This is a genomic window from Streptomyces sp. RerS4, from assembly GCF_023515955.1.
Lineage (GTDB): Bacteria > Actinomycetota > Actinomycetes > Streptomycetales > Streptomycetaceae > Streptomyces.
Window position 1 is genome coordinate 145,575 of record NZ_CP097323.1, and the last position, 13,381, is coordinate 158,955.

General features: G+C 74.2%; 11 protein-coding genes. 6 read left to right on the forward strand and 5 right to left on the reverse strand.

Going from position 1 to position 13,381, the window contains the following annotated elements:
* The first annotated feature begins 245 nt into the window (after positions 1-245).
* On the forward strand, positions 246-1,211 hold the full coding sequence (locus tag M4D82_RS33480; RefSeq protein WP_249772668.1) for a proline dehydrogenase family protein: 966 nt from the start codon (positions 246-248) through the stop codon (positions 1,209-1,211).
* Here M4D82_RS33480 and M4D82_RS33485 read toward each other — a convergent pair.
* On the reverse strand, positions 1,205-1,834 hold the full coding sequence (locus tag M4D82_RS33485) for a 4'-phosphopantetheinyl transferase family protein (RefSeq protein ID WP_249772670.1): 630 nt from the start codon (positions 1,832-1,834) through the stop codon (positions 1,205-1,207). The genes M4D82_RS33480 and M4D82_RS33485 overlap by 7 nt on opposite strands.
* Positions 1,835-2,351: 517 nt before the next feature.
* A complete protein-coding gene (metK, locus tag M4D82_RS33490; protein ID WP_249772672.1) occupies positions 2,352-3,569 on the reverse strand; it encodes a methionine adenosyltransferase in 1,218 nt (405 codons plus the stop codon).
* A 201-nt stretch (positions 3,570-3,770) separates the two neighbouring features.
* Here metK and M4D82_RS33495 point away from each other — a divergent pair, with 201 nt between their 5' ends.
* Both M4D82_RS33495 and M4D82_RS33500 read left to right on the forward strand, forming a co-directional pair.
* A complete protein-coding gene (locus M4D82_RS33495; RefSeq protein ID WP_249772674.1) occupies positions 3,771-4,166 on the forward strand; it encodes a hypothetical protein in 396 nt (131 codons plus the stop codon).
* Positions 4,163-5,173, forward strand: coding sequence for a carboxymuconolactone decarboxylase family protein (locus tag M4D82_RS33500; RefSeq protein ID WP_249772676.1), 1,011 nt, complete (start codon positions 4,163-4,165; stop codon positions 5,171-5,173). Before M4D82_RS33495 ends, M4D82_RS33500 begins: the two co-directional genes overlap by 4 nt.
* Positions 5,174-5,768: 595 nt before the next feature.
* On the opposite strand, the gene M4D82_RS33505 is transcribed toward M4D82_RS33500, so the two are convergent.
* From M4D82_RS33505 to M4D82_RS33515, 3 genes are all read right to left on the reverse strand, one after another.
* Positions 5,769-6,503: a class I SAM-dependent methyltransferase gene (locus M4D82_RS33505; RefSeq protein WP_249772678.1), complete on the reverse strand. Its 735-nt coding sequence runs from the start codon at positions 6,501-6,503 to the stop codon at positions 5,769-5,771.
* A gap of 42 nt (positions 6,504-6,545) precedes the next feature.
* A complete protein-coding gene (gene ovoA, locus M4D82_RS33510) occupies positions 6,546-8,939 on the reverse strand; it encodes a 5-histidylcysteine sulfoxide synthase (RefSeq protein WP_249772680.1) in 2,394 nt (797 codons plus the stop codon).
* A 170-nt stretch (positions 8,940-9,109) separates the two neighbouring features.
* Positions 9,110-9,655, reverse strand: coding sequence for a YybH family protein (locus M4D82_RS33515; RefSeq protein ID WP_249772682.1), 546 nt, complete (start codon positions 9,653-9,655; stop codon positions 9,110-9,112).
* Between the two features lie 180 nt (positions 9,656-9,835).
* On the opposite strand from M4D82_RS33515, the gene M4D82_RS33520 reads away from it, so the two are divergent.
* From M4D82_RS33520 to desII, 3 genes are read left to right on the forward strand one after another with little or no spacing between them, the layout of a single operon-like run.
* On the forward strand, positions 9,836-10,552 hold the full coding sequence (locus M4D82_RS33520; protein WP_249772684.1) for a class I SAM-dependent methyltransferase: 717 nt from the start codon (positions 9,836-9,838) through the stop codon (positions 10,550-10,552).
* On the forward strand, positions 10,549-11,814 hold the full coding sequence (locus M4D82_RS33525; protein WP_249772686.1) for an aminotransferase class I/II-fold pyridoxal phosphate-dependent enzyme: 1,266 nt from the start codon (positions 10,549-10,551) through the stop codon (positions 11,812-11,814). Before M4D82_RS33520 ends, M4D82_RS33525 begins: the two co-directional genes overlap by 4 nt.
* Positions 11,811-13,328, forward strand: coding sequence for a dTDP-4-amino-4,6-dideoxy-D-glucose ammonia-lyase (gene desII, locus M4D82_RS33530; RefSeq protein WP_249772688.1), 1,518 nt, complete (start codon positions 11,811-11,813; stop codon positions 13,326-13,328). Before M4D82_RS33525 ends, desII begins: the two co-directional genes overlap by 4 nt.
* The last annotated feature ends 53 nt before the right edge of the window (positions 13,329-13,381 follow it).

Sequence of the window (13,381 nt, forward strand, 5' to 3'; positions counted from 1 at the left end):
CGTCCACCACCGCCGTCCGCGGGGGAGCCGAACAGGCCCCCGCGGGCGGCGGTTTCACGTGGTCGGCATTGCCAACGGGATGATGTATGAGGCAAGATGTTGCCAGGATGTGGCAACGGATTGCCAAGCGGTTGAGTGCCCAGCGATCGAGTGCCAAGAGGTTGAGTGCCAAGCAGTCGAAGGGGCACACCGTCAGGACCCGCGTTCCGCCCGGGGTTACACGAGAAGGCCGAGGTGCCGTCGTGATGCAGGAGCTCTCCCAGCGCGCACTGTACGAGGCCGCGGCCGAGGGCCTGCGCGTCCTCGCCGCCGACCCCCGCTGCCTCGCCGCCGCCGGCACCCCGGGCTCGGCCCTGCGCGAGATCCTCGCCCCCGCCGCACTGCGCTACGTACTGGCCCCCGGCCGCGAGGAGTTCCTCCAGGCCCTGGCCGTGCTGCGGGCCAAGGGGTACGCGGTCACCGCCGAGTTCGTCGGTGAGGCCGGCGCCGGACCCGCGTACGGCGAACGGACCACCGAGGAGTACCTCGCGCTGCTCGGCCGCCGGGCCGCCCCCGAACGGCTCGGCGTCGACCTCTTCCGCCTGGGCCTCGCCACCTCCCGCCCCGGCGCCGTACGCCGCGCCGCCCGCATCGCCGCCGCCGCCGAGGCGCGCGGCGGCGAGGTCGTCCTCGGCATGGACCGCGCACCCACCGTCGACGCCGTGCTCGGCGTCCACCGTCAACTCGCCGACCGGTACGCCAACCTCGGCCTCACCCTCCAGGCCCACCTGCACCGCACGGAGGACGACATCCGACGCGTCGCCCTGCCCGGCCGCATGATCCGCCTCGTCAAGGGCGAGTTCCGCGAACCCCCCGAGGTCGCCCTCGGCCGGGGCCCCGCCCTCGACGACCGCTACCTGCACCTCGCCCGCCGGCTCCTCGACCGGGGCGTCCGCCTGAGCCTGGCCACCCAGGACCCCGACCTGCTCGCCGAGGCCGTCCGGACCGGGCTCGTCGGGCGCGACACCGAGATCGAGATGCTCCACGGCGTCCGCCCCGACCTGCTGCGCCACCACCGCGACGCCGGCCGCCCCTGCCGCATCCACGCCGCCTACGGCACCGACTGGCTGCCCCACCTGCTGCGCCGCCTCGCCGAACACCCGCCGATGGTCCTCACCGCCCTGTCCGACCTGGGCACGCGCCGCGCCCAACCCGCCGGAACGGGCTACTGATCCGCGGGGTCGCGGACCGCGAGCGCCGCCGCGTACCCCGCCGGGACGGCGACGTCCTCGACCCGCCAGCCCGGCGGCCCGGACGCGGGGGAGGCGCCCGTACCGAGGTAGTCCAGCGCGGTGGAGCGGGCCAGGCCCGTGCCCAGCCCCTTGAGGTAGGCCTCCTTGCGCACCCAGGCCCGCGCGAAGGCGTCCATCCGCGAGGCCGCGTCGCACCGCGCGAGCTCCGCCTCCTCCCGGGGGTGCAGCACCCCGCGCACCTCCTCGGCGACATCGCCGCCCGCGCCCGTGACCTGCACGTCCACCCCGACCGGCGACGCGGCGAACGCCAACAGCGCCAGATCCCCGCTGTGCGAGAGCGAGAAGTGCAGCCCGGCGCCCGCCACCGCGGGCCGGCCGTGCGGCTCCCCGCAGCACGGGCAGGGCTCGCGCACCAGCCGCACCCGCTCCGGCGCCAGCCCCAGGTAGGCCCCGAGCAGCACCCGCAGCGCCACGTGCGCGGCGACGTAGCACCGCCGGTCCGCGTACCGGTGCAGCGAGGCCGCCCGGCGGCGCTCCCGGGCGTCCAACACCCGCGCCGGGAGTGCTCCGCGCGCGGCGGGCGCGAGGCGTCCGCCAGCCACACGTGCGCGGCGCCGGCCGGCCGCTCCAGCGGCCCGACCCCTGGCCGGGCGCGATCACCACCGGCCGGCGCGCCCGCCGGGTGCCCCACCCGCCGGCCGGCCGCGTACCCCGCCCGCGACGCCGAATCAGCGCGTCCCATGACCCCGCCCGCCGACCGCCCACCCGCCGACCGCCCACCCGCCGACCGCGCGGCTGCCGGACGCGGTACCGCTGACCGCGCGGCTGCCGGACGCGGAGTCCCCGGACGCGGAATCGCCGACCGCCCGGCCGACGGACGGGACGGCGTCGGGCGGCGCGGCGTCGGGCGGGTTCCGGCCGGGCGGGTCGGCGCCGGGCGGGTCGCGGAACGTGCGGAACTGAACGCCATCGGGTTCCTCCAGGAGGCAGAAGGCGGACCCGTCCGGGCCGACCGGCCCGAACAGGGCGCGACATCGGCGGCAGCCGCCCGGCCCCGGCCCGGAAAACCGGAACCGGACCGGAACCGGACCGGAACCGGTGCGGACAGGGGGCTGTCCGTCAGGCGCTCTCCGCCACCGCGCGGCGCAGGGCGTCGGCCCGGTCGGTCCGCTCCCAGGTGAACCCGGGCAGCTCCCGGCCGAAGTGCCCGTAGGCGGCCGTCTCGGCGTACACCGGCCGCAGCAGGTCCAGGTCGCGCACGATCGCCGCCGGCCGCAGGTCGAAGACCTCGCCGATCGCCCGCTCGATGCGCGCGGCCGGCACCGTCTCCGTCCCGAACGTCTCCACGAACAGCCCCACCGGCTCGGCCTTGCCGATCGCGTACGCCACCTGGATCTCGCAGCGCCGCGCCAGCCCCGCCGCCACCACGTTCTTGGCCACCCACCGCATCGCGTACGCCGCGCTGCGGTCCACCTTCGAGGGGTCCTTCCCCGAGAACGCGCCGCCGCCGTGCCGGGCCATGCCGCCGTACGTATCGATGATGATCTTGCGTCCGGTCAGTCCGGCGTCGCCCATCGGCCCGCCGATCTCGAACCGCCCCGTGGGGTTGACCAGCAGCCGGTAGCCGTCGCTCGCCAGGTCCACCCCCCGCTCGGCCAGCGCCTTCAGCTCCGGCTCCACCACGTACTGCCGGATGTCGACCGCCAGCAGCGCGTCGACGTCCACGTCCGCCGCGTGCTGCGAGGACACCACCACCGTGTCCAGCCGCGCCGGGCGCTCCCCGTCGTACTCGATGGTCACCTGCGTCTTGCCGTCGGGGCGCAGGTACGGGCAGGTGCCGTCCTTGCGCACCCGCGTCAGCCGCTCCGCCAGCCGGTTCGCCAAGTGGGCGGGCAGCGGCATGAGTTCGGGGGTGTCGTCGCAGGCGTAGCCGAACATCAGGCCCTGGTCGCCCGCGCCCTGCCGGCTCAGTTCGTCGTCCTCGCCGCCCTCCACGCGCGCCTCGTACGCGACGTCCACACCGCGCGCGATGTCCGGCGACTGCGCCCCGAGCGAGACGGAGACGCCGCACGAGGCGCCGTCGAAGCCCTTCGCCGAGGAGTCGTACCCGATGTCGAGGATCTTCTGCCGCACCAGCGCGGCGATGTCCGCGTACCCGCTCGTGGACACCTCTCCCGCCACGTGCACCAGCCCGGTGGTGACCAGTGTCTCCACCGCGACCCGGGACCGGGGGTCCTGGCTCAGCAGCGCGTCGAGGATGCGGTCGCTGATCTGGTCAGCGATCTTGTCGGGGTGGCCTTCTGTCACGGACTCCGATGTGAACAGTCTCCCAGTCATGCAGGGCATCAAAGTGACCGTGCCCGGGGGCCGCAAGGAAACATGGTCAAGTGGGCCGCGTACGAGGGCGATTGAGCATCCCGGAAGACCCGGCGCGGTAGTACGCCCCCTTCACCTCCGCACGCAGAGAGACGCCATGGACGGCGCCGCGCCCCAACCATGGAGGCACAGCGACGCCCGGCGCACGGAGGGAGTCAGAGCATGCGCGACACGCATCAGCCACCCCCGGGAGCAGACGAGGATCCGCAGGGCCACCGCGGCGGCGAACGGGCCGGACCGCCCGATCCGCAGCCGCCCGCCGGCGCCGCCGTTCCGGCCGTCGACGTCTTCGGAGCCGCCTTCTCCCCCGTCTACAGCGCGGACGCGGCCCAGGGCGCCGCGACCGCCCTCGTCCGGCTGCTCATGGAGCAGTACGCCGCCCAGCGCGACCGCTGGGCCCTGCGCCGGGCCGCCGAGACCGAGCCGATCCACCGTCAGCTGTCCACCAGCAGCCTGATGGTCAACGAGATCATCAGCCGCGTCGCCGCCCGCCCCGCCCGACCCTCGCGCCCCGCCCCTGCCACGCCGCCCGGCCCGGAACAGGGCGGGCGCCGATGAGACCCCTCGTACGGGCCGTCCTGCGCGGCGCGCTGCGCGACATCCGCCACGTCAAGGCCGTCCCGCCCGGCCGGGCGAGCGGCGTGGTGGCCCGCGTCTACGCGCAGGCCCGGCGGGACTTCGGCGTCCTCGCCCCGCCGCTGGCCCTGCACTCACCGGCCCCCACCGCGCTCGCCGCGAGCTGGCTCCTGCTGCGCGAGACGCTCCTCGTCGACGTGGCGGCGACCCGCGCCGAGAAGGAGACCGTCGCCACGGCGGTGTCGCGGGCCAACGCCTGCCCGTACTGCGTCGAGGTGCACCGGTCGAAGGCCGCCGTGCTCCCCGCGCAGGCCCCCGAGGCGGTCGCCGCCCTGTCCGCCTGGGCCGGCGGCACGGCCCCGCGGGCACCGTTCCCGGCCGCCCGGACCCCCGAACTGGCCGGGGTGGCCGTCACCTTCCATTACCTCAACCGCATGGTCAGCGTCTTCCTCGCCGACTCGCCCGTCCCCGACGCGGCGCCCGGCTTCCTGCGCGAGCCCCTCATGCGCACGGTCGCCCGGGGCATGCGCGCCGACGACCCCGGCCGGCTGCCGCCGGGGCTGTCCCTGGACCTGCTGCCGCCCGCGCCACCCGCACCGGGGCTCGACTGGGCGGACGGCCGGCCCGAGGTGGCCCGCGCCCTCGCCCGCGCGGTGGCCGCCGTGGACCAGGCGGCCCGCTGGGTCCCCGGGCCCGTACGCGAGGACCTGCGCGACCGCCTCGCCGCCTGGGACGGACGCCCGCCCGGACTGAGCGGCGCCTGGCTCGACCCCGCGCCGGGCCGGGGCACACCCGATCCCGCCGCCGCGGCCACGGCCCGCCTCGCGCTGCTGACCGCCTTCGCCCCGTACCGGGTCACCGACGCGGACATCGCCGCGTTCCGCCGCCACCACCCCTCGGACCGCGCGCTGGTCGAACTGACCTCCTGGGCGGCCTTGACCACAGCCGTCCACCAGGGCACCCGCCTGACCGTCCCCGCCCCGGCCTGACCGGCCCCGGAGTCCTACCTCCGACCCGAGCCGCGAAGCCCGCGCCGCCTCGTGCGGCGCGGGCTTGCGACAGGTGGTCCCTGATCGTCACACCAGGTCAGCAGGCGGACTGCACCCGGTTCAAGCCGGTCCTGGAGAAGATCCGGGTTCCGATCCGGTCATCAGGAGCTTCAGCGGTCTGGAAATCGGGATACACCGACCAGGACGGTTCCAGCGAGCAAGAGCCCGGCGCCCACCGCCATGAACGAAGCGAGTGCGTTCCCTGACAGGTTGAAGGCGAAGGCACTGAAAAAACAACAGAGGCCGCTCCCCGTCAGCACCTGACCAAGTCCATGAGGCACAGGACGCAGGACCCGGGCTCGCTCCCAGGGATGGATCCAACCGGTGAGAAGCCCGACCACACCACTTATCGCCACCGCCAGAGCAAACGCGATGAATGCCCCCAGCACCACATAGTGCATCCCGCCTCCCGGCGGCCATCGTGGCACACCAGCAGGTCGGGAGGGGAGTCCTGCCGCCCGCCCGTACGCCCCACACAGGCCGAGGGGCCGGAGGGATTCCTCCGGCCCCTCGGCCCGTTCGACGTGCGTGCGGCTCAGGCCGCGGCCATCGGCTGCGCCTCGCGGATGCCCACGAACCAGCCCCGGCCGTGCGGCCCGCCCTCGACGTACTCCACCCGGCAACCGGCCGCGCGGAACGCCGCCTCGTACTCGCCCTGTTCGAACAGCGACACGAGGTACTCCTCGGTGGAGTGGCTCAGCCCGGCGCGCGGATCGGCCACCACGAAGTGCACCGTCACCCGCGAGCGCCCGCCGACCCGGGCGGAGTGCGACAGCCGGGCCACGGTCCGCTCGCTCTCGCGCACCACCGCGCCCGTCACGTACCCGTCCAGGAAGGTGTCGGGGAACCACCACGGCTCGACGACGATCACTCCGCCGGGCTCCAGGTGGGCCGCGAACCGGCGCAGAGTCGCCTCCAGTTCGGCCACCGAGGCGACATGCCCGATCGAGCTGAACATGCAGGTCACGACATCGAAGGTGCGGCCCAGGTCGAAGTCGCGCATGTCCCCCCGGTGCACCGGAACCCCCGGCAGCTGCGTCCGGGCCACGTCCAGCATCCCGGGCGACAGCTCCACGCCCTCGACGTGCGCGAACAGGTCGCGGAACGCCGTCAGGTGGGCGCCGGTCCCGCAGGCCACGTCCAGCAGGGACGAGGCCTCGGGACGCCGCTCCAGGACCAGTTCGCGGACCTCCTTCGCCTCGCCCGCGTAGTCGCGGCCGCGTCCCCGGTAGACCTCGTCGTACACCTCGGCGACTGGCTGCTCGTACATGTGCTCACTCCAGGAGATCGAAGGGGGAGGGGCGTACGCCGATCAGCGCTTGCGCCACACCGAGACGTCGGCGCTCAGCACCTCGAAGTGACGGGCGTGGTCGCGCAGGACCGCCGGCTCGTCGGACTCCGCCACCTGGTCGAAGGCGTGGCCGAGCAGGCGCCGCACCTCCACCTCGCTCGTCGGAGCCCCGCGCCGGGCGCCCAGCCAGCGCGACCGGTCCGTGCACTCGGCCCGCCAGGTCCACGGGTCGGCCACCAGCAGCAGGCCGCCCTCGCCGAGGAAGGTGTCGGACTCGGTGAACTGCCGCAGCAGCGCCTCGGGGTCCGCGACCCGGTCCAGCAGGTTGGCCAGCACCACGGCGTCGAAGCGGCCGAGCCCCGCGGGCAGCGCGCCCGCGTCCGCGACCTCGAAGGACACCGCGCAGCCGGCCGCCGGCCGGGGCGCGCGCGCCTCCAGGGCCGTACGGTTCTCGCCCTGGTCCGCGCGCTCGTACGCCACCGCCGCACCCGACGCCAGTTCCGTCGCGGCCTCGACGAACAGCCTGCTCAGGTCGACGCCGACGACCTCGGCCACCCCGCCCTGGGCGAACGCGAACGAGGTGCCGCCGACCGAGCAGCCCACGTCCAGGACCCGGCGCAGCGGCGTACCCGACCGCTTGGCCTCGCGCAGCACGGCGGCGGCCACCCGCTGCGGGAAGCCGTGCGCCGGCGCGAGCGGGTGGTCGGCCCGGCCGAGGGTCTCCTCGACGCTGCCGTGGTGCATCAGCAGGTAGCGGTCGAGCATCTCGCGCCCCTCGTAGGACCCGTACGCCGCCTCGACGGAAGCCTCGACCGAAGCCTCGACCGAAGCCTCTACGGAGGCCTCGGCGGCGGCCGAGATCAGGCGGATGCCGGCCTGCTGGAGGAAGTGCGGCCGGAAGTGGAAGCGCGCCCAGACGCTCGCCTCGTCACCGGTGCTGATGAAGGCACCGCCGAGGATCATGTGGTGCCGGCCGTCGAAGCAGGGGGTGCTGAAGTCCTCGTAGTACGGGTGGACCTCGAAGCCCTCCAACGGGTTGAGGGTGTCCTCGCACAGGGTCCACAGGTTGCCCATCGCGTCGTGCACGCCGTGGGAGGTGGCGGGGGAGTGGTCGACCGGCGACTCCGAGCCCCAGGCGAGGTTCAGGTTCACGCCGCGGGCGCGCAGAGCGACGCCGTCCTCGCGCATCACCGGGTCGTCGGCCACGCCCGGCTCCGCCGGCAGGTCGCACACGAGCCGGTGCTCCGCCTCCGTGGGCAGCCGGTAGTCGCGCCCGTCCTCGCCGCCGCGCCAGGCGCAGTACGCCTTGGCCTCGTGGTAGTTGACGCACACCGGCCAGTCCCACGGCATGTCGATCTCGTCGAAGGTGGTCCGCAGCCGGTAGGCGTGCAGCCCGCTCGGCCCGTCCGGCACCCAGAACTGCGGCCACTTGGCGTTGCGGAAGGCCCGCCAGTCCCAGCCCTCGCGCGACCACAGCTCGGGCCGGCGGTAGCCGCCGTCCGTGACGAAGCGGTGGTACTCGCCGTTGCTGATCATGAAGCGCGAGGTCTCGAACGCCTCGACGTCCACGTCACGGCTGCCGTACTCGTTGTCCCAGCCGAAGGACGGGAACGACTCCGGCTTGCCCAGGTGCGCCCGGCCGCCCGGGATCGCCACCATGCCGTTCTCCGGCACCGCGCCCGCGGTCGGCTTGCCGGCCGCGCCCGTACGCCGCAGGGGCGCGGGCGCCGGCCACGACGGGTGCGCCGCCACGAGGCGCAGCGGCAGCTCCCGGATGAGCACGGAGCTGGTCTCCAGGTGGATCCGCTCGTGCTCGAAGGCGAGGAACAGCGCCCAGGCCGGGTCCTTCATCGTGATCGGGCGGCCGAGGTCGGGGGCGAAGTCGGTGGCCTCGATGACGGCGCGGACCAGCCGGTAGACCGTCGCCCGGTAGGCGTGCACCTCGGCGACCGAGGGCCACAGCATCTCGTTCTTCGACAGGTCGTCCCACGACATCTCGTCGACGCCGGTCTCCAGGACCTGCTCCAGGTAACCGTCGACCGCGTCGCCGAGCAGGCCGCCGACCCGCAGCTTGTTGACGTAGAGGGTGGCCGGGTGCCCGTAGTAGAAGATCATCGGGTGGCGCAGGTTGTGGGCCGGCGGCCGGTAGAAGGCCTCGGCCGTCTGCAGGCCCGCGAAGAGGGACTCCGTCAGCGCCCAGGAATTGTCGAAGTAGTCCAGCACCGCGGCGCGGTCGCAGGAGGAGAGGTCGGGCAACGGCAGGGAGGTGATGTGCCCGTCGGCCTCGACCCCCGGACACCCGTGCGGCACGGGGTTCTTGCCGGTGAACCACCACGGGCCGCGCGGCCCGCTCAGTCGCTCGTCCCCATGCTTGGAGACGTTGATCTCCCACGGCTCTGCAGCAACGGTCGTCATGAGCGCTGGCCTTTCTCGCAGGACGGAAACAAGGCGAAAGACGGCGGAACGCGAACGTCCTTGCCCTGTCCGGCGCCCCCCTCGCCAGACCGTGCCACCTCGCGGACGCGCCGGGCATCTTCAGGATTGCGCCCCGTCGCGCGGACCTGCCGAAGTCGCGCGGCGGGCGCTCAGCCGGCGGCCGGCGCGGGCGCCGGCGGGGCCGACGGCGTGCTCACGTTGGCGATCACCTTCCAGTGGCCGCGCTCGTAGGTGAAGGACAGCGCCGACATGAACCGCTCCGTGGACTGCCACTCCGGGAACACCAGCGTGGAGTCCACGATCAGCAGCGCCGTCCGGCAGTCCACGACCGTGCGGCGGACCTCCCGGAACTCGCTGGTGAAGTCCATCGTGAACAGTCCGCGGAAGAGCCCGTCGATCGCCGGACGGCCCTGGTGGTAGCTGCCGTCGGGGTCGATCTTCGAGGCGTCCGGCAGGTAGTGGCCCATCAGCCGGTCCGCGTCCCGGGCGTCGAAGGACCGGTTGTACTGCCTCCAGTCCCGTTCGAACGCGGCCCGGCAGACCGCCGCCCGCCGCCCCGCCGCCTCGGCGGCGACAGCCCCACCGTCGGCCCCGTCCGCCCCGCCGCTCGCCGACGCGGGCGCCGAGACCCCCCACAACAGGGCCGTGACCAGCGCCATCGCTCGTATCCTCGCCGCCGCCGCGTGCTTCGTCATGGTGTTCCCCTCCGTTGGTGTGCGCCGCCCGCGCCCGCTGCCGGTGACTCGGCAATCCAGGAGATGCCCGCCGACATGCCGGATGCGACGGTCTGATGCGGGGAGGACGGGACAGGGCACGAACCGCCGCTGTTCCCCGGGGCCCGAGAGTAGACGGAATACGACGCCATTGGGGAATACATGTACGGCAAAGAATTCGCTGACATCTACGTCTCGTTCTACGAAGGCACCGGCAAGGATTACGCGGCCGAAGCGAAGGAAGTACGCCGCCTCGTCACCGAACGCCTTCCCGACGCCGCCTCCCTCCTCGACGTCGCCTGCGGCACCGGACCCCACCTGAGGGCCTTCCGCGACCTCTTCGACCACGTCGAGGGCGTCGAGCTGGCCGAGGGCATGGTCGAGGTGGCCCGCGAGAAGCTGCCTGAGGTCCCCGTCCACCAGGGCGACATGCGCGACTTCGACCTGGGCCGCACCTTCGACGTCGTGACCTGCATGTTCAGCTCGATCGGGCATGTCACCTCGGTCGCCGAACTGGAGGCGACGCTGGGCCGGTTCGCGGCCCACCTGGAGCCCGGCGGGGTGATCGTCGTCGAGCCGTGGTGGTTCCCGGAGACCTTCCTCGACGGACACGTCGGCGGCGGCGCGGTCACCGACTCCGGCCGCGCCATCACCCGACTCTCCCGCACCACCCGCCAGGGCCGGGAAACGAGGGTGACCGTCCATTTCGCCGTCGCCGACCCGGACAACGGAATCCGGCATTTCACCGACGACTATCCGCTGCGGCTTTTCGACCGCGCCGAATACGAGGCCGCGTTCCGCTCCGCCGGCTGCACCGTCGAATACCTCGCGGAAAGCGGGGCGCTCGGCCGCGGCCTGTTCGTCGGCCGCCGCGCGTGAACGCCGCCCGCACGGCGGGGCCCCCCGCGCCCGCCCCGGGGCGGGGCGCCCTCAAACGCACCCTGGACGACCTCGCCCTGTTCGGCGGCCGCGCGGCCTTCCTGCGGCCGCTGTCCGTCGGCACACCCAACCCCGTCGACCGCGTCCGGCTCTACGAACGCCTCGACTGGGCCCTGGACAACCAGTGGCTGTCCAACGGCGGCCCCCTCTGCGCGGAGTTCGAGGCCCGCGTCGCCGACCTCGCCGGGACCCGCCACGCCGTCGCCACCTGCAACGCGACCAGCGCCCTGCACCTGCTGGTCCGCGCCGCCGGCCTGACCGGCGAGGTCATCATGCCGTCGCTGACGTTCGCGGCCACCGCCCACGCCGTCCAGTGGCTCGGCCTCACCCCCGTCTTCTGCGACGTCGACCCCCGCACCGGACTCATCGACCCCGACCTCGCGCGGGCCGCCGTCACCCCCCGCACCAGCGCCGTCATCGGCGTCCACCTGTGGGGCCGCCCCTGCGACACCACCGCCCTGGAGAAGCTCGCCGCCGACCACGGCCTGCACCTGTTCCTCGACGCCGCCCACGCGCTGGGCTGCACCCACGGCGGCGTCCCCGTCGGCGCGGCGGGCGCCGCCGAGGTCTTCAGCTTCCACGCCACCAAGGTCGTCGGCGCCTTCGAGGGCGGCGCGATCGTCACCGACGACGACGCGCTCGCCGCCCGCGTCCGCGCCCTCGCCAACTTCGGCAAGGGCCTCGACGAGGTCTCCCAGGCCGGCGGCACCAACGCCAAGATGAGCGAGGCCGCCGCCGCGATGGGCCTGACCTCCCTCGACGCCCTCCCCGCGTACGTCGAGGCCAACCAGGCCTGCCAACGCGGCTACCGGGACGGACTCGCCCGGATCCCCGGCCTCACCCTGCGGCTCCCGGACGACACCGAACGCCACAACCACCAGTACACCGTCCTCGAAGTCGACGAGCACGTCACCGGCCTCGGCCGCGACCTCCTCATGGAACTGCTGCGCGCCGAGAACGCCCTCGTCCTGCCCCCCATCGGCTCGCCCCCCTGCCACCTGCTGGAGCCCTACCGGTCCCGGCAGGCGTACGCCCTCCCGCACACCGAAGCCCTCGCCGCCCGGACGATCTCCCTGCCCACCGGCCCCGGCGTGGGACCGGAGAGCGTTCGCCGGCTGTGCGAGACCATCCGCTTCGCCGTGGCCCACGGCGCCGAGCTGACCGCCCGTCACCGGCGCACCGACAGGAAGGGTCCCGCATGAACACCACCACCGCACGGGCCGCGTCCCCCCTCGCCGCCTACGCCGCCGCGGCCCGCACCGTGGCCCGCTGCGCCGCCCCCGGCGCCGACGTGCGCGCCGCCGTCGAGGCACTCGGCCACCTGCTGACCGCGCCCGGCCCGCACACCGGCCCCGCCGGCCCGGCCGCCCCCGCCGGCCCCCCGCCGGGCGGCGACGCGCCCCGCCGGCTCGTCGAGCTGGCCCGCCTCTACGGCAACCACCCCTTCACCCCGCTGGAGAGCGCCCGCCTGCGCCTGGGCGTGGACCGGGAATCCTTCGCCGCCCTCCTCGCCGCCTTCGCCCGCGTCCCGGCCCTGCGCAGCGCCGTCACCGCAGGACCGGCCGGCAAGTACTGGTCCAACACCGTCCTGCCGCTCGAAGCCAAGGGCGTCTTCGACTCCGTCCTCGCGAACCGGCCCGCCGTCCCCGACATCGTCGCCCTCTACCCCGGGCCGACCTGCATGTTCCGCTGCCACTTCTGCGTCCGCGTCACCGGCGCCCGCTACGAGGGCGACCGCTTGGCCGCAGGCAACGAGATGTTCGCCTCCGTCATCGACGAGGTGCCCACCGACGACCCGTACCGCATGTACGTCTCCGGCGGCCTGGAGCCCCTCACCAACCCCGGCCTCGGCGCCCTCGTCGCCCGCGCCGCCGCCCGCGGCCTGCGCCTGACCCTCTACACCAACGCGTTCGCGCTCACCGACCGGACCTGGCAGCGCCAGCCCGGCCTGTGGGACCTGCACGCCATCCGCACCTCCCTGTACGGCCTGAACGACGAGGAGTACCGGGCCACCACCGGAAAGTCCGGCGCCTTCTCCCGCGTACGGGCCAACCTGACGCGCTTCCAGGAACTGCGGGCCGGCCTCGACAGCCCGATGCGCCTCGGCTTCAGCTACATCGTCCTGCCCGGCCGCGCCGACCGCCTCCTGGACCTCGTCGACTTCATCGCGGAGCTCGACGCCGCCGCCCCCGGCCGCCCCGTCGACTTCCTCAAGCTGCGCGAGGACTACAGCGGCCGCCCCGACGGCAAGATCCCCCTCACCGAACGCATCGAACTCCAGGACGCCCTGCGCGCCTTCGAGGAACGCGTCGCCGCCCGCGTCCCCACCCTCGACGTCGACTACGGCTACGCCCTGCACAGCCTGCGCGCCGGAGCCGACGCCGAACTCATTCGCGTCATGCCCGAGGACATGCGGCCCACCCTGCACCCGCAGGCCTCGGTCCAGATCGACCTGCTGGGCGACGTGTACCCGTACCGCGAATCGGGCTTCCCCGGCCTGGCCGGCGCCGACCGCTACGTCCTGGGCCGCGTCGGCCCGGACACCACCCTCGCGCAGGTCGTGGACGGCTTCGTCACCAGCGGCGCCCGCGTCGAGCCGGCCGCCGGCGACCAGTACTTCCTGGACGGCTTCGACCAGGTGGTCACCGCCCGCCTCAACCAGACCGAGGCCGACCTCGCCGCCGGCTGGGGCGAGGCCCGCGGCTTCCTGCGCTGACGCCCCCCGAACGGACCACGCGCCCCCTGCCCGACAACGGGCAGGGGGCGCGT